Annotated in this window: 17 protein-coding genes; 12 read left to right on the plus strand and 5 right to left on the minus strand. The window is 71.5% G+C overall.

The genetic code is table 11. From position 1 onward, the window contains the following. Positions 1-40 precede the first annotated feature (40 nt). Positions 41-979, minus strand: a complete 939-nt coding sequence (miaA, locus tag ABD329_RS28785) for a tRNA (adenosine(37)-N6)-dimethylallyltransferase MiaA (RefSeq protein ID WP_198281350.1) — start codon at positions 977-979, stop codon at positions 41-43. A 285-nt stretch (positions 980-1,264) separates the two neighbouring features. Between miaA and ABD329_RS28790 the strand changes: the two genes are divergently transcribed. After that, positions 1,265-1,447: a gliding motility protein gene (locus ABD329_RS28790; protein WP_309142925.1), complete on the plus strand. Its 183-nt coding sequence runs from the start codon at positions 1,265-1,267 to the stop codon at positions 1,445-1,447. 24 nt (positions 1,448-1,471) lie between these two features. Beyond that, positions 1,472-1,714, plus strand: a complete 243-nt coding sequence (locus tag ABD329_RS28795) for an antitoxin (RefSeq protein ID WP_198281352.1) — start codon at positions 1,472-1,474, stop codon at positions 1,712-1,714. A gap of 112 nt (positions 1,715-1,826) precedes the next feature. Here ABD329_RS28795 and ABD329_RS28800 read toward each other — a convergent pair whose 3' ends face one another. Continuing rightward, positions 1,827-2,576 (minus strand): class III extradiol dioxygenase subunit B-like domain-containing protein, encoded by a 750-nt coding sequence (locus ABD329_RS28800; protein ID WP_344317128.1) that lies wholly within the window; start codon positions 2,574-2,576, stop codon positions 1,827-1,829. A gap of 22 nt (positions 2,577-2,598) precedes the next feature. After that, positions 2,599-4,131 (minus strand): tRNA (N6-isopentenyl adenosine(37)-C2)-methylthiotransferase MiaB, encoded by a 1,533-nt coding sequence (gene miaB / locus ABD329_RS28805; protein WP_198275756.1) that lies wholly within the window; start codon positions 4,129-4,131, stop codon positions 2,599-2,601. Positions 4,132-4,266: 135 nt separating this feature from the next. Between miaB and ABD329_RS28810 the strand changes: the two genes are divergently transcribed. From ABD329_RS28810 to ABD329_RS28820, 3 genes are all read left to right on the plus strand, one after another. Next, on the plus strand, positions 4,267-4,989 hold the full coding sequence (locus ABD329_RS28810; RefSeq protein WP_198275760.1) for an IclR family transcriptional regulator: 723 nt from the start codon (positions 4,267-4,269) through the stop codon (positions 4,987-4,989). A gap of 97 nt (positions 4,990-5,086) precedes the next feature. Then, the gene (locus ABD329_RS28815) at positions 5,087-6,076 is read left to right on the plus strand and encodes a TAXI family TRAP transporter solute-binding subunit (RefSeq protein ID WP_198275755.1); all 990 of its coding nucleotides are present in this window, start codon (positions 5,087-5,089) and stop codon (positions 6,074-6,076) included. Between the two features lie 38 nt (positions 6,077-6,114). Beyond that, positions 6,115-6,717 carry a class I SAM-dependent methyltransferase gene (locus tag ABD329_RS28820; protein WP_198275754.1) on the plus strand — a complete coding sequence of 201 codons (603 nt, stop codon included), beginning with the start codon at positions 6,115-6,117 and terminating at the stop codon, positions 6,715-6,717. 117 nt (positions 6,718-6,834) lie between these two features. Here the strand turns inward: ABD329_RS28820 and ABD329_RS28825 are convergent, their stop codons facing one another. Together ABD329_RS28825 and ABD329_RS28830 are read right to left on the minus strand one after the other, a co-directional pair. After that, entirely contained in the window at positions 6,835-8,271 is a 1,437-nt protein-coding gene (locus ABD329_RS28825; protein ID WP_198275753.1) for a sensor histidine kinase, read from the minus strand. An 18-nt stretch (positions 8,272-8,289) separates the two neighbouring features. Continuing rightward, positions 8,290-9,000 (minus strand): response regulator transcription factor, encoded by a 711-nt coding sequence (locus ABD329_RS28830; RefSeq protein ID WP_198275752.1) that lies wholly within the window; start codon positions 8,998-9,000, stop codon positions 8,290-8,292. A 306-nt stretch (positions 9,001-9,306) separates the two neighbouring features. Here ABD329_RS28830 and ABD329_RS28835 point away from each other — a divergent pair, with 306 nt between their 5' ends. From ABD329_RS28835 to ABD329_RS28865, 7 genes are all read left to right on the plus strand, one after another. Further along, positions 9,307-10,083 (plus strand): amino acid ABC transporter ATP-binding protein, encoded by a 777-nt coding sequence (locus ABD329_RS28835; protein ID WP_198275751.1) that lies wholly within the window; start codon positions 9,307-9,309, stop codon positions 10,081-10,083. 96 nt (positions 10,084-10,179) lie between these two features. After that, complete coding sequence (locus ABD329_RS28840) at positions 10,180-11,091, plus strand: glutamate ABC transporter substrate-binding protein (protein WP_198275750.1); 912 nt, start codon at positions 10,180-10,182, stop codon at positions 11,089-11,091. A gap of 114 nt (positions 11,092-11,205) precedes the next feature. Further along, positions 11,206-11,853 (plus strand): amino acid ABC transporter permease, encoded by a 648-nt coding sequence (locus ABD329_RS28845; RefSeq protein WP_020868017.1) that lies wholly within the window; start codon positions 11,206-11,208, stop codon positions 11,851-11,853. Next, positions 11,850-12,794 (plus strand): amino acid ABC transporter permease, encoded by a 945-nt coding sequence (locus ABD329_RS28850; RefSeq protein ID WP_198275749.1) that lies wholly within the window; start codon positions 11,850-11,852, stop codon positions 12,792-12,794. The genes ABD329_RS28845 and ABD329_RS28850 overlap by 4 nt, the downstream gene beginning before the upstream one ends. Before the next feature lie 234 nt (positions 12,795-13,028). Next, positions 13,029-14,768: an FAD-dependent monooxygenase gene (locus ABD329_RS28855; RefSeq protein ID WP_198275748.1), complete on the plus strand. Its 1,740-nt coding sequence runs from the start codon at positions 13,029-13,031 to the stop codon at positions 14,766-14,768. 284 nt (positions 14,769-15,052) lie between these two features. Continuing rightward, a complete protein-coding gene (locus tag ABD329_RS28860; RefSeq protein WP_309471148.1) occupies positions 15,053-15,142 on the plus strand; it encodes a putative leader peptide in 90 nt (29 codons plus the stop codon). Positions 15,143-15,257: 115 nt separating this feature from the next. Then, the gene (locus ABD329_RS28865) at positions 15,258-15,791 is read left to right on the plus strand and encodes a cupin domain-containing protein (protein ID WP_198275759.1); all 534 of its coding nucleotides are present in this window, start codon (positions 15,258-15,260) and stop codon (positions 15,789-15,791) included. Positions 15,792-15,794 lie beyond the last annotated feature (3 nt).

Consider the following 15,794-nt stretch of genomic DNA (forward strand, 5'->3'; position numbering starts at 1 on the left):
GCCCGAATGACGAGCTGAGCTTCCCGATGCCATGACGTGATCAGGCTGTGACCGCCCGTTCAATCAACGCGAGCGCGCTCGCCAGGAGTTCCCCTCTGCGGTCGGCCGCTCCGCTGAGCCAGTGGACCCTGGGATCGCGGCGGAACCACGAGTCCTGACGGCGTGCGAACCGCTTGGTGGCGCGCACGGTTTCGGCCCTCGCCTCCTCCTCGCCGCACTCTCCCGCGAGCGCGGCGAGCACTTGCTGATAGCCCAGTGCGCGGGAGGCGGTACGGCCGGAGCGCAGCCCGGCGTCCTCCAGCAGGCGGACCTCCTCGACCAGCCCGGCGTCCCACATCCGGTCCACCCGCAGGGCGATCCGCTCATCCAGCTCGGGCCGCTCGACGTCGACGCCGATCTGGAGCGTGTCGTAGACGGCCTCGTGTCCGGGCAGATTGGCGGTGAACGGGCGGCCGGTGATCTCGATGACCTCCAGTGCCCGGACCACCCTGCGGCCGTTGCTGGGCAGGATCGCGCGCGCCGCCTCGGGGTCGGCGTCGGCGAGCCGGGCGTGCAGAACCCCGGAGCCCCGCTCCTCCAGCTCGGCCTCGAGCCGGGCCCGGACGGCGGGGTCGGTGCCCGGGAACTCGAGGGCGTCGATGGCCCCGCGGATGTAGAGGCCGGAGCCGCCGACCAGGACGGGGGTGCGGCCCTCGGCGAGCAGACGGTCCATCTCGGCGCGGGCCAGCCGCTGGTACTCGGCGACGCTCGCGGTCTGGGTGACGTCCCAGATGTCCAGCAGTCGGTGCGGCACCCCCTGCCGCTCGTCCTCCGTCAGCTTGGCGGTGCCGATGTCCATGCCCCGGTACAGCTGCATGGAGTCGGCGTTGACGACCTCGCCGTCGAGGTGTCTGGCGAGTGCGACGCCCAGATCGGACTTTCCGGCCGCCGTGGGGCCGACGACGGCGATGACTCGCGGCGGATGGCCTGCTGTATTCACCGGGCCAGTCTCGCAAATACCCCGGGGGCGTCTCGAATGAGCGACGTGACGGGGCGCCGCCGGGTTCGTTGCCTGTTGCGAGGCTCCCAGGGCCGGTTCGGGGAATCGGCCGCCGCGCGCCGCACGGTCACCGCGCATCGCACCAGGGGACACTCCGGGCGGCACGGGATTTCGGCCACGCGAGTTTCGCCCACACGAGTAAGGTATGGAGTAGATATGGGCGTGTTTTCCAGGTTTCGTCGTGCGTCGAAGGAGGCGAGCCGTTCGTCCGAGGAGGCACCCCCGGTGCGTGACGCCCAGACCACGGCCGACGCCATGACGGCGAAGACCGAGTCCGGGACCGCCGATGGGGCTGAGGCCGCGCGGAGCGGGAAGGAGAACCCGGCGGGTGAAGGCGCCGGGATCCCCAAGCAGCAATCCGCGGCCGAGGCGGCCGACAGCGAGACCGGCGAGAGCGCCCGCGCATAGGCAACCGACGAGGGTAGGTGGCACATGGGCCTGATGGACAATCTCAAGGCCAAGGCCGGTCAGATGAAGGGCAAGGCCGGCAGCTTCGCGCAGCAGCACGAGGCCCGGATCGGGCGGGGCCTGGAGAAGGCGGCCAAGTCGGTCGACACCAGGACCAAGGGCAAGTACAGCGCCAAGATCGAGACTGGCACGGGCAAGGCGAAGGACGCTCTCAACCGCCTCTCGCAGATGGACGAGCGCAAGCCCAGGCACAAGGGCGACGCATAAGACCGGCCAAGCAGACAACGCACAGAAGACGGGGGCGGGCGATGCCGGGCCCGGACCGGCCGGCCCCGCCGGTACGCGGCCGTGGAGCGTGGGCTCCACGGCCGCGAGCGGCCTATGACGACCAGCTCGCCACGAAATACCCCACGCCGTACGGCGCTTCGTCATACCGCAACTCCCCCTTCAGGCGCACCCCCTCGCCCGCCCCCGCGAGCACCTGCCACGGCGCGCGACCAGCCGCCTTGAGCTCGTACGCCAACTCCTCGTCGAGCGCGGCCAGCGCCCCGGTGTCGGCGGCCGCCAGCGACCGCGCCACCTCGGCGTCGAACGCGGCCGCCCGCTCGTCGAGATAGCCCGGCGCCTTCAGCGTGCGGCATGCGGTGCCGTCGCCCATCACCAGCAGCGCGACCCGCTCCGCCCGCCCGGCGAGCTCCCTTCCGACGTGAATACACCGCTCGGCCGCGAGAGGTTCCCCCACACCCAGCCCCTCGACGGGCACCGCCGGGTCCCACCCCGCGTGCTCCAGCAGCCAGGCGCCGACCGTCAGCGACGTCGGCAGCGAGCGCGATGACCCGCCGTCCGCGGCGTCCTCGCAGCCGGACTCCCCCGCCACCGGCGCGGCGAGCCGCACATCCACCTCCACGCCGAAGCCGCGGAACGAGCCGGCCGCGCCCTGCGCATGCGGCCCGCGCCCGGCGCGATCGGCGGGCCCCAGCACGATCAGGCGCTCCGGACGCGCCGCCGCGAGGGCGTGGATGACCTCGAAGCACTCCGCGCGCAGCCCGTCCAGCTCGGGGGCGGCTCCGGCGGCGACCTCGGGCACCAGCAGCGGCGGACACGGGCAGACGGCGGCGGCGATCAGCATGATCGTGAGCCTAGCCGGGCGCTCAGTCGCAGCCGCAGCCCGCGGTGGGCGCGGCCGGCTGCGGCGGCGGGGCGCCCACCGTCGGCAGGCCCAGCATCACACCCGCGGGCTTCTTCTCCTCGGGCGCGTTCCGCCGCTCCCAGGCGTCTCCGGCGCGGGTGCGCCGCACGCCCCGGGCCGGGCCCTCGGCCAGCAGATGGTGGGGGGCGGCATAGGTGATGTCGACGGTGACGACATCACCGGGGCGCACCGGCTCCTCGGGCCGCGCGAAGTGCACCAGACGGTTGTCGGGGGCGCGGCCGGACAGCCGCCGCGTGGCGTCGTCCTTACGGCCTTCACCCTCGGCGACCAGCACCTCCAGCGTGCGCCCGACCTGCTTCTTGTTCTCCTCCCAGGAGATCTCCTCCTGGAGGGCGACCAGCCGCTCGTAGCGCTCCTGGACGACCGCCTTGGGCACCTGGTCCTCCATCTCGGCCGCGGGCGTCCCGGGCCGCTTGGAGTACTGGAAGGTGAACGCCTGGGCGAACCGCGCCTCGCGCACCACGTGCAGCGTCTGCTCGAAGTCCTCCTCGGTCTCCCCGGGGAAGCCGACGATGATGTCGGTCGAGATGGCGGCGTCCGGCATCGCGGCGCGCACCTTCTCGATGATGCCCAGGTAGCGCTCCTGCCGGTACGAGCGGCGCATCGCCTTGAGCACGGTGTCCGAGCCGGACTGAAGCGGCATGTGCAGCTGCGGCATCACGTTCTCCGTCTCGGCCATGGCGGCGATGACGTCGTCGGTGAAGTCGCGCGGATGCGGTGAGGTGAACCGGACCCGCTCCAGGCCCTCGATCTTCCCGCAGGCGCGCAGCAGCTTGCTGAACGCCTCGCGGTCGCCGATGTCGGAGCCGTACGCGTTCACGTTCTGGCCGAGCAGGGTGATCTCGGTGACACCCTCGGCGACCAGGGTCTCCACCTCGGCGAGGATGTCGCCGGGGCGGCGGTCCTTCTCCTTGCCGCGCAGCGCCGGGACGATGCAGAAGGTGCAGGTGTTGTTGCAGCCCACGGAGATGGAGACCCATGCGGCGTACGCGGACTCCCGCCGCGTCGGCAGCGTGGAGGGGAATGCCTCCAGGGACTCGGCGATCTCGACCTGGGCCTCCTCCTGGACGCGGGCGCGCTCCAGCAGCACCGGCAGGCTGCCGATGTTGTGGGTGCCGAAGACCACGTCGACCCAGGGGGCCTTGTTGACGATGGTGTCGCGGTCCTTCTGGGCCAGACAGCCGCCGACGGCGATCTGCATGCCCGGCCGCCGGGCCTTGATCGGCGCGAGCCGGCCGAGGTTGCCGTACAGCCGGTTGTCGGCGTTCTCCCGCACCGCGCAGGTGTTGAAGACGACGATGTCGGCCTCGCCCTCGCCGGTGCCCTCGGGCGCGCGGACATAGCCCGCCTGTTCCAGGAGGCCCGAGAGCCGCTCGGAGTCATGGACATTCATCTGGCACCCGTAGGTGCGGATCTCGTAGCTCTTGGGTGCTTGAACGTCCACTGCCGGGCTCCGGTCGCTGCTGATGGTCACCCAACAAGGGTAGGCGCTCACAGAAGCCCCTCTGCCGGGCGGTGGACCGGCCCACCGACCGGTCCGCCGGGGTGGGCCGACGGCCCGGCACCGAGCACACTGTGTTCCATGACACGGAACAACGCACAGGGCAACATGCTCGACAAGGCCATGGCAGTGCTCGGCTGCTTCCGCCCCGATGGCGGCGCGTTCCGTCTCACAGAACTGTCCGCGCGCACGGGGCTGGCCAAGACCACCGTGTTCAGGCTCTGCGCCGATCTGGTCCGGCTCGGCCTGCTCGAACGTGACGCCGAGACCTACCGGCTCGGAGGCGCGCTCTTCGAACTGGGCTCACTCGTCCCGCGCCGACGCGATCTGCGGGAGGCCGCGCTGCCGTTCCTCCAGGACCTCTTCGAGGCCACGCACGAGACCGTGCACCTCGGGGTGCGCGAGGGCCACGAGGTGGTCTACGTCGAGCGCATCCATGGCCACGACGCTCTTCGGCTGCCGTCCCGCATCGGCGGCCGACTGCCCCTGACCTGCACCGGCGTCGGTAAGGCGCTTCTGGCGTTCTCGGGCTCCGAGCTGGTCGAGGAGGTCCTGGTCGCGCCGCTGCCCGCTCTCACCCCCCACTCGATCACCGATCCGGACCGGCTGCGCACCGCCGTCGAGCAGGCCCAGGTGGCGGGTCTGGCCTACGAGGAGGAAGAGGCGGCCCCGGGGGTCAGCTGCATCGCGGCTCCCGTCTTCGACGGGCCGACCTCGGTGGCGGCCCTGTCGGTGGCCGTGCCCCGCGGCCGCTTCCGGCCGGCGCAGCTGGCGCCGGCGGTCCGGACGGCGGCCCTGGGTCTGTCGCGGGCCCTGCGCTCCGGCAGATGAGCGGGCGGCGGGCACGACGGGATCCGCGACTCGCCTCCGCCCTTCCGTGACGGCTCGCCCCTCCCCTCACATCAGCGGGCCTGGCAGGATCCTCGCCATGGCCCTCACCCTTCCGCGCCTGGACCGGCGCCGCGCCCTACAGTCAGCCGCCGCGGGCCTCGTCGCCCTCGGGCTGCTGCTGTGGTGGCTGCTGGCGTCGGGCGGTGGCCCCTCGCCCAGCGGCCGGGTGACGTTCGCGACGGGGGTATCCACCGGGGTCTACGACACCTACGGCCGGATGCTCGAGCAGGACCTCGCCCGGGACCTCCCCGATGTCGATGTGCGGCTGGAGCGGTCCAGGGGGTCCCCGGACAACGTCGAGCGGCTGGCCCGGGGCAGAGCCACCTTCGCCATCGCCGCCACCGACGCCGTCGCCGCCTACCAGGGTGCGGGAGCGGGGCGGCTGCGGGCCTGCGCCCGGCTGTACGACGACTACATGCAGCTGGTCGTGCCGAGGGGCTCGTCCGTGCAGTCGGCCCACGATCTGAAGCATCTGCGGGTCGGGGTGGGCGGCGACGGCTCGGGCGTGCAGCTGATCACCCGCGCGCTGATCAAGGCCGCCGGGCTCGACTTCGACCGGGACATCCGGGCCGAGCGGGTCGGCATCGACGCCATGCCGAAGCTGCTGCGGCAGGGCAAGCTCGACGCCTTCTTCTGGTCGGGCGGGCTCCCGACATCCGCGGTCCGCACCCTGGCCCACGCCTACCCGATCCGGCTCGTCCAGCTCGGCGACCTCACCGGCCCGCTGCACCGGCAGGGCGGGGTGACCCGCTACTACCGGGCGGCCACCGTGCCGGCCGACGCGTACGAGGAGATACGCAGGCCGGAGCCGGTCAAGACGATCGCCGTACCGAACCTCCTGGTCACCACGGACCGGGTGGCCCCCGATCTGGCAGAGGGCGTCACCCGCACGGTGATAGAGAACCGGGACCGCATCGGGGCGAAGGTGCACGCCGCCCAGAAGGTGGACCTGCGGACCGCCGTCTTCACCGACCCCCTCGCCCTCCACAAGGGCGCGGCCCGCTATTACCGCTCGGTCAAGCCGTAGTCCGGGCCGCCGCCGCTCCGGTCCGGCAGGATCTTCACATGACAGTGAAGAACGGCAGGCGGTGGAACCACAACATCCACTACCACCCTCGCATCCTCCACGCGGTCCCCGAGGGCGCCCGGCGCGCCCTCGACGTCGGCTGCGGCGAGGGCATGCTCGCCCGCGAGCTGAGGCGGACCGTGCCGCACGTCACCGGGATCGACCTCGACGCGGCCGGGCTCGAGCAGGGACGTGCGTACGGGGACGACGTCGACTACGTCCACGGCGACTTCCTGAGCCATCCCTTCGAGCCCGCCTCGTTCGACGTCATCGCGTCGGTAGCCGCTCTGCACCACATGGACGCCGCCACCGGGCTGGCCCGCATGCGCGACCTGCTGCGGCCCGGCGGGGTCCTGGCCGTCGTCGGTCTCGCCCGGAACTCCATGCCCAGGGATCTGCCGCGCGTCCTCGCCGCCGTCGCCGTCGGTAGCGTCCACCGCGCCAGGAAGGGCCACTGGGACCACCCGTCCCCCGTCGTATGGCCGCCACCGGTGACCTATCCGGAGATGCGGGCGCTGGCCGCCGAGCTCCTCCCCGGCTCGCGGTACCGCCGTCACGTCCTGTGGCGCTACAGCATCGTCTGGCGCAAGCCCCGGGACTGAGCGGCGAGCGGCCTTACGGTCCGCACGGCCCGCCTCACGTCGTTACGTTCCGCCTCGCGTCCTTACGGCCCGACTCACGTCCCTCTGGGCCCGCCTCACGGTCCGCACCGGCCCGCGTCACGTCCTTACGGTCGTCACGGTCTCACCGGGCCCCGTCCGCGGCACCGTGATGGTCACGCGCAGACCGCAGGGCTCGTTGGGCGCGTAGTGGATCGTGCCCCCGCCCGCCGTCAGCAGCGCGCGGGTGATGGACAGGCCCAGGCCCGAGCCCGAGACGTTCTGGTGGCGGCTGCTGCGCCAGAAGCGGTCGCCGATGCGGGCGAGTTCGTCCTCGGTGAGGCCCGGGCCGCCGTCGGCGACGACGATCGCCACGGTGTCGCCCTCCGTGCGCGCCGAGACCTCCACATGCGCCCCCTCTGGCGTGAACTTCAGCGCGTTGTCGACGACGGCGTCCAGTGCGCTGGACAGGGCCACCGGATCGGCCCAGCCGGTGATCGCCGCGGGGCCGGTGTAAGCGAGCCCGACCTCCCCCCGATCGGCCACCGGAAGCCAGGCGTCCACCCGGTCGGTCGCCAGCTCCGCGATATCGGTGAGCCGCAGGTCCGCGGCGGAGTGCTCGGCCAGGGCGAGGTCGAGCAGATCGTCCAGGACGCTGGCCAGGCGCTTGCCCTCCGCCCGCACCGAGGCGATCTCCTCATGGCCGTCCGGCAGCTCCAGCGCCAGCAGCTCGATGCGCAGCAAGAGCGCGGAGAGCGGATTGCGCAGCTGGTGGGAGGCGTCGGCCACGAACGCCCGCTGCTGCTCCAGGACCTGCTCGACGTTGTCGGCCATCTCGTTGAACGAGCGGGCCAGCCGCCGCAGCTCCGGGGGCCCGGAGGCGGCCGCGACGCGTGACTGCATCCGCCCGGTCGCGATGTCATGGGTCGCGGTGTCCAGGACGCGCACGGGCCGCAGCACCCATCCGGTGAGCCGGAAGGCGGCGCCGACGGCCAGCAGCATCGCGGCGCATTCGCCCGCGCCGATCACCAGCCAGCCGTGCAGGATCCGCGACCGCATCTGGCCGGTGGGCGAGTCGGTGACGACGACGGCCACCACGTCCCCGTCGCGGACGACAGGGGAGGCCACGGTGAGCCTGCCCCGCTGCCAGGGCCACACCTGGAGCGGATCGTGGCTGCGGCGCCCGGCGAGGGCCTCGTCGAACGCCTGGGCGCTCTCACCCGTGTCCGCCAGCCGCCAGCCGCCGGGCGCCTCGGCCATGGGCGGTGCGTCCCGGTCCCGGTAGAAGACCCCGGCCCGGATGCCGTACAGATCGTGGTAGCGCTTGAGCTCGGCGCGCAGGGTGTCCAGCCGCTCGTTCCCCTCGGTGCCGACCGCCCCCGAGGGCCCGGCGGTCACGAACTGGGCGAGCGCGGCGAAGCGCGCGGTGTCGTCGATCCGGTCGACGACCACGCGCTGCTGCTCCCGGGCGGCCAGGCTCCCCGCGAGCGGGAAGCCGAGGGCGAGCAGCACGCCCGCCATGAGGACGATGAGGAGCGGGAGGAGCCGAGTGCGCACCGAGGGAGCCCCGGTCGCTCAGCCGACCGGGGCGACGAGGCGATAGCCCACCCCGCGCACCGTCTCGATCAGGGCGGGCATCCGCAGCTTGGAGCGCAGGGAGGCGATATGGACCTCCAGGGTGCGCCCCGTCCCCTCCCAACTGGTGCGCCAGACCTCACTGATGATCTGCTCCCGGCGGAAGACGACACCGGGGCGCTGGGCGAGCAGGGCGAGCAGATCGAACTCCTTACGGGTGAGCGAAACGGTCGTGCCGTTGACGGAGACCTGGCGGGTGGGCAGCTCGATGGTCACCGGGCCGAGCCGCAGCGGCGGATGGAAGCCGTCCGGGCTCTCCTCGGGGCCATGGCCCGGGTCGTGGGCGGCGGTGCGGCGGCTGACGGCGTGGATCCGGGCGAGCAGCTCCATGGTGTCGTACGGCTTGACCACGTAGTCGTCGGCGCCCAGGTTGAGCCCATGTATGCGGGAGCGCACATCGGCACGCGCCGTCACCATGATCACGGGAGTGGCGGTGCGCTTGCGGATCTTGCCGCACACCTCGAAGCCGTCCTGGTCGGGCAGGCCCAGGTCGAGGAGGACGACGCCGAAGGGGGCACCGGAGTCCGGCAGCAGCGCCTGCAACGCCTCCTCGCCGCTCCGGGCGTGGGTGACCTCGAAACCGTGCTTGGAGAGCATGGCGGACAGTGCCGCGGCGACATGGTTGTCGTCCTCGACGAGCAGCAGTCTCACCGGCCCCTCCGCCACCTTTCCGTATCAGGGGAGACGCGCCCCGTACGCGTCCCCGTCACCATGTCTTCGAATGCGGCCACGAACATGGCCACAGGGCATCCACCCCGATCGACGGGCAGCCGTCAAGACGCATTCGGTCACACACTGGTTTCCGTTACGCAGCCGGTACGGCGCGCGTCGTCCCGTTCACGCAGAGTGTCGCGTCGCGGCCATATCGTTATCCTCAATTTCAGCTCAGATGTAATGACGCTGGTCGCAGGCGCTCATTAGTGTCCTCCCAACCGAGGAGGACGGAGCGAGACGCCGATGAGCGAAGTATCGGTGACCAAGGACGCCGCACCGGTGGCGAACGCGTTGGTTGCGTTGTCAGGAGTCAACAAGCACTTCGGCGCGCTGCATGTGCTCCAGGACATCGACCTGACCATCAGCCGCGGCGAAGTGGTCGTCGTCATCGGGCCGTCCGGGTCCGGGAAGTCGACGCTGTGCCGCACGGTCAACCGGCTGGAGACGATCGACTCCGGCTCCATCACGATCGACGGCAAGCCGCTGCCCCAGGAGGGCAGGGAGCTCGCCCGGCTGCGCGCCGACGTCGGCATGGTCTTCCAGTCCTTCAACCTCTTCGCGCACAAGACGGTGCTCGAGAACGTGATGCTGGGCCAGATCAAGGTCCGTAAGTCGGACAAGAAGGCCGCCGAGGAGAAGGCCCGCAAGCTGCTCGACCGGGTCGGAGTCGGCGCTCAGGCGGACAAGTACCCCGCCCAGCTGTCCGGTGGCCAGCAGCAGCGCGTGGCGATCGCGCGCGCCCTGGCCATGGACCCGAAGGTGATGCTGTTCGACGAGCCGACCTCGGCGCTGGACCCGGAGATGATCAACGAGGTGCTGGAGGTCATGCAGCAGCTCGCCCGGGACGGCATGACGATGGTCGTCGTCACCCACGAGATGGGCTTCGCCCGTTCCGCGGCGAACCGGGTGGTCTTCATGGCCGACGGCCGGATCGTCGAGGAGGCCGAGCCGGAGCAGTTCTTCAGCAACCCCCGCAGCGACCGGGCCAAGGACTTCCTGTCGAAGATCCTTCACCACTGAGCCCGCTGACCCGCCGGCCCGCACCGGCCGGGCGGATCGCGCCACGTTCGCCACTGCGTATGTGAACCACGTACTGAACACAGAGGGATGGGCACCATGAGGATTCGTAAGACGGCCGCTGCGGCCACGGTGGTTCTCGCGCTGGCCGCGACGGCGACCGCCTGTGGCGGCGAGAAGGGCACCGCCGGGGACAAGCCGAAGGGCGGCGAGGTCTTCAGCGGCGACTACACGGTCGCGAAGGACGTGAAGATCGACTCGCCGACCCTGAAGGCGGCGCAGAAGCGCGGCAAGATCGTCATCGGCGCCAAGGCCGACCAGCCGTTCCTCGGGTTCCAGGACACCGAGGGCAAGCGCTCCGGCTTCGACATCGAGATCGCCAAGATGGTCGCCGCCGACCTCGGCTTCTCCGCGGACAAGATCAGCTTCAAGACGGTGGACTCCAACGTCCGCGAGACCTCGATCTCCAAGGGCCAGGTCGACTACTACGTCGGCACCTACACCATCAACGACGAGCGCAAGAAGCAGGTCGGCTTCGCGGGCCCGTACCTCACAGCCGGTGCCGACCTGCTGGTCCGCAAGGAGGACAAGGGCAAGATCACCGGCCCGGACAGCATCAAGGGCAAGAAGGTCTGCTCGATCGTCGGCTCCACCCCGCTCCAGGAGATCAAGAAGCCGAAGTACGGCGCCAAGACCACCGAGCTGAGCAAGTACTCGCTCTGCGTCAAGCAGCTGCTCGACGGCCAGGTCGACGCGGTCACCACCGACGACGCCATCCTCAAGGGCTACGCCGCCCAGCGCCCGAGCAAGCTGTCCGTGGTCGGCAAGCCGTTCACCGAGGAGCCGTACGGCGTCGGCATGAACAAGAACGACAAGGCGCTCCGCGACGCGATCACCGACTCGCTCGAGAAGCACATCAAGAACGGCGACTACAAGAAGGCGTACGAGGGCACGCTCGGCAAGTCCGGCTCCTCCTACGTCGCGCCGAAGACGCCCCTGCCGCGCTACTGAGCAGGGCAATCCGTCCGCTCGTTCGAGCAAGGCTCTTCGCCCGCCCGTTCGCTGTTCACCTCGAAGCCGGTGCGCTCCGCACGCCGCTGACCTGACCGCTACCGCGGAGAATCGATGAACGTACTTCTCGATCATTTGCCCCAGTTCCGGGAGGGGTTCCTGGGAACCCTCTCCATCACGGCGGCCAGTGCGGCGCTGGCTCTCGTGCTGGGCGTCGTCATAGCCGGCTTCCGGGTGTCGCCCATACCGCCGCTGCGGGCGTTCGGGACGGCCTGGGTCACGCTGCTGCGCAACACCCCGCTGACCCTGCTGTTCCTGATCTCGTTCTTCGTGATCCCGCAGATCTTCTTCCCGGGGACGAGCCCCTTCGTCCTGGCCATGATGGCGCTGGGCTGCTACACGTCGTCCTTCGTCTGCGAGGCCGTGCGGTCCGGTATCAACACCGTGCCGCTCGGCCAGGCGGAGGCCGCCCGCAGCCTGGGGATGACCTTCTTCCAGACCCTCCGGCTGATCGTCCTCCCCCAGGCCACCCGGTCCGTGATTCCCCCCATGAGCAGCATCTTCATCGCGCTCACCAAGAACTCGGCCATCGCCGGGGCATTCAGCAACACCGAACTGTTCAATGTCTCGAAGCTGCTGAGTGACAAGGGCTTCGCGATCGGCTGGATCTTCCTGTGGATCGCGCTGTGCTACCTGGTCATCACGTTCGCCATCAGCGGTCTCTTCCGGCTGCTGGAGAACCGCCTGGAGGTGGCCCGATGAGCTCGAGCGTCCTGTACGACGCCCCCGGCCCCAAGGCCCGCGTCCGGAACCGCATCTTCTCCGTGGTCGGCGGCCTGGCCGTCCTCGGGCTGATCGTCTTCGCGGTGATGCGGCTAAACGCCAAGGGTCAGTTCGCGCCCGAGATGTGGGACATCTTCAACTACGCCGGGGTGCGGACCAGCATCCGCGACGGTGTGGTCACCACCCTGAAGGTGTTCGCCGTCGCGGCGGTCCTCTCGCTCGCCCTCGGTGTGCTGCTGGCCGTGGGCCGGCTCTCGGACCACAAGCCCGTCCGCTGGTTCGCGACCGGCTTCATCGAGTTGTTCCGGGCCGTCCCGCTGCTGATCACCATCTACGTGCTGTGGGTGCTCTTCCTGACCTACCGCTCGGACCTGGGGCTCAGCGGTGACAACACCGGCTTCTGGGCCCTGGTGATCGGCCTTACCGTCTACAACGGCTCGGTCCAGGCCGAGGTCCTGCGGGCGGGCATCAACTCGGTGCCCAGGGGCCAGCGTGAGGCCGCGTACGCCCTGGGCATGCGCAAGACCCAGGTCATGATGACGGTCCTGGTGCCGCAGGCCGTAAGGGCGATGCTACCGACCATCATCAGCCAGCTGGTGGTGACGCTGAAGGACACCTCCCTCGGCTATGTCATCACCTACCAGGAGCTGCTGTTCCAGCTTCAGCAGCTGGCCGGCAACATCGTGGTCAACGACGAGAACCCCTACGTCCCGGTGATCATCGTCGGCGGTGTCATCTACATCGCGATGTGTCTGGCCCTCTCCGCCCTCGCCACCTGGATCGAGCGGCGCGGCCGGCGTGCCAAGACCGGCATCCGGGTCGCGGACGCCGGGCAGCCGCTCGCGGCCGCCGACGCTCTCGAAGTCGTCGACCAGTCGGCGGCTTCCGCTCCGGACGCGTCCGCGGGCAAGACGAACTGAGGGGACGTCCGGGCGACCGGCGGACGCCGCTGGGGAGAGCCGGGCGAACGCTGCTCGGGAGAGCCGGGCGGATGAGCGAGACCCTTACCAGGGCGGTGGCGCACGCGCCACCGCCCTTCGTCGCTTGACGCGGGCAGCGGCAGTGGGTTGCATGCTTTCTGTGATCGCTCACCGGGTTTCAACTGCCAATTTCCGTACGTCACGTACGACCCGCAGGGCCGCAGGAACCGCACCGTGGACCCGGTGATCGTCGCCGGGGCGGGCCCGGTCGGCCTCACCCTGGCCCTCGCCCTCGCGCGCCTCGAAGTGCCCGTCATCCTGCTGGACGAGTCCACGGAGGCCGAGGAGGGCCGTCTGGCCCGCACCGTCGTGCTGCGCCCGGACGCCGCCGCCCTGCTGGAGCGGCTGGGCTGCCGGATCACCGCCCGCACCCGGCCGTGGACCGGATGGCGCACGATGCGGCGGCGGCAGCTGGTGCGGCAGGTGCCCCTCACTCCCGGCGCCCTCTTCGGCGGTCCGCCCCCGTCCGAGCGCGGCACCGGCGGCTGGGACGGCGGCCTTACGGAGGCCATGGACGCTCCTGAGGGCGACGGGCCGTCCTCGGAGGACGAGTCGGAGCCGGCGTCGGCGCCCTCACCGCTGCATCTGCCCCAGCACGAGCTCACCCGGGCGCTGCGGGGCTCGCTGGCCGCCGTGGGCGACGAGGACCTCGTCCGGATCGTCTCCGGAACCCGGATCGACGACCTGGAGCAGGACGACCACGGCGTCGGCGTGCGCACCCGGGGCGCCCAGGCCACCTGGTGGCGGGGCAGCTATCTGGTGGGCTGCGACGGGCCGCGATCCACCGTCCGCAAGCTCCTGGGCGTGCGCTTCCCGGGCCGTACGGCGGTGGAGCGGCACGCCGTCGCGGCACTGCGCGCCGAACTCCCCTGGCCCGGCGAGGCCCTGCTGCACCGCTCCCCGCCCTGGCGCAGCATCGACGCCGAGGTCACCGCCCGGCCGCTGCCGCACGGTCTGTGGCGGATCGACTGGCTGCTGCCGCCCGGCCGCGATCTCGTCACCCCCGACGCCCTGATGGTGCGGGTGCGCGACACCCTCGCGGGGTGGTGCGGCGAATCCGAGCCCCCCTATGAGCTCCTGGACACCGGCGTGCACACCGTGCACCACCGGCTCGCGCTGCGCTGGCGGGTGGGGCGCGCCTTCCTGGCCGGGGACGCCGCCCATCTGCTGGGCGCGCTCGGCACCCAGGGGCTCGAGGAAGGGCTGCGGGACGTCGACAACCTCGCCTGGAAACTCTCCCTCGCCTGGCACCACGGGGCCTCGGACGCCCTGCTCGACAGCTATCAGGCGGAGCGGCGCGGAGCCGTCGGGGCCCGGCTGCGCGCGACGGACCAGGCGCTGCCGCTGGTGCGGGCGGCCGGCGGCTGGCACGCGGTGCGGCGCACCGTGCGGCCCGGCGGGGCGCGCGGGCACGACGCGCTGCTCACCGACGGTCATCTCGGGCGGGGTCCGCTGGGCGCGCCGCCGGTCTACGACCGTTCGCCGCTGGCCCCGGCCGCGCCGCCGGACGGCTCGGTCACGGTGGGCACCGCGCTCGGGGCACCGGTCGCCGATGTGCCGGTGACCGCGCCGGACGGCTCGGTCGTACGGCTGCGGGAGCGGCTCGGGCGGGAGCTGCTGGTGGTGCTGGTCGCCCCCGGCACCGGGGTGTGGGACCGCCGCCACTGGATGCGCGCCGGGCTAATGCCGCGGCTGGCGGCGGCCGTCGCGGCGCTGCCCTTGCGCACCGAGCTGCTGGTCACCGAGGCGTACCCGGGAGCTCCCGCGCACACCGTGCTGCTGGTGCGGCCGGACGGCCATCTCACCGCGGCCCTCTCCGGGGTGCGGCCGAGCGCGCTGTACGCGTGCGCGGACGCGGCCCGGGGCGGAATCGCGGCCCGCGGCGCCCCGGCGGAGGCGAGCGCGCGGCGGTAGTGCGGGAAGCACGCGAAGCGCGGGCTCAGCGGAGCGCGCCCGGGGCGCACTCGGACACCTGGCCGCGCCTGGTCGCATCTGGCCGCACCTGGTCGCACCTGGTCGCGCCTGGTCGCGCCTGGTCGCGCCTGGTCGCGTCCCGGGCGCGGGGGTCGTCTGCGGGCGTGTGTGGTCCGTATGCGGGCGTGTGTGGTTCATGTCCGGCCGTGCGTGGTCCGGACACGCATCCGGGTCCGAGCCGGTGCGGTTGACCTTCCTTTCCAGCACATGATTCACTTCGCAGCGTGACTGACACCTGCTTGCCTCGCTTCTGGCGGAGGGTCCATCTGGACCTGGTCCGCTACGCGGGCTGTGTCTGTCGTCCGTCCTGTTGATCCGCTTCTTGCCCGCGCGGCACGGCCGCGCCCCTTTCGCGATCATTCAGGACGGTTCTCTGTGCCCGACGTACGCACTTCCCCCTTCAGTCCCGTGCGCCCCTCCGCGGATCTCATCACGGACCCCGGTACGGGCCCCGCATCCGGGCCCGTCGCCCCGCCCAGCGCCGCGGAACTGCTCGACTTCGCCCGCCGGACCGCCGCCGACGCCGAGCTCGTGGCCTCGCTTCCGCTGGATCCGGAAGGCCGCACCTGGCTGCGCCTCGATGGACCCGGCGGCAGCGAGGCCTGGCTGATCGGCTGGCCTCCGGGCACCGGCACCGGCTGGCACGACCACGGCGGCTCCCATGGCGCCTTCGTCTCGGCGGCCGGTGAGCTCAACGAGCAGTCACTCGCCGCGCGTCTGCCCACCGAGGGCTGGAAGACCCTGGAACTGACCGACGGTGTGGACCGCGAACGGCGGCTGCTCGCCGGGCAGGGCCGGGCCTTCGGACCGCATCATGTGCATGAGGTGATCAACCCCTCCGACACCGAGCATGCGGTGTCGGTGCACGCCTACTATCCGCCGCTGCCGCTCATGCGGCGCTACAGCCGTACCGGTCAGACGCTGCGGCTGGAGCAGGTCGAGCGGCCCGAGGAGTGGGGATAAACA

The sequence above is a fragment of the Streptomyces javensis genome (assembly GCF_039525925.1).
GTDB lineage: Bacteria > Actinomycetota > Actinomycetes > Streptomycetales > Streptomycetaceae > Streptomyces > Streptomyces asiaticus.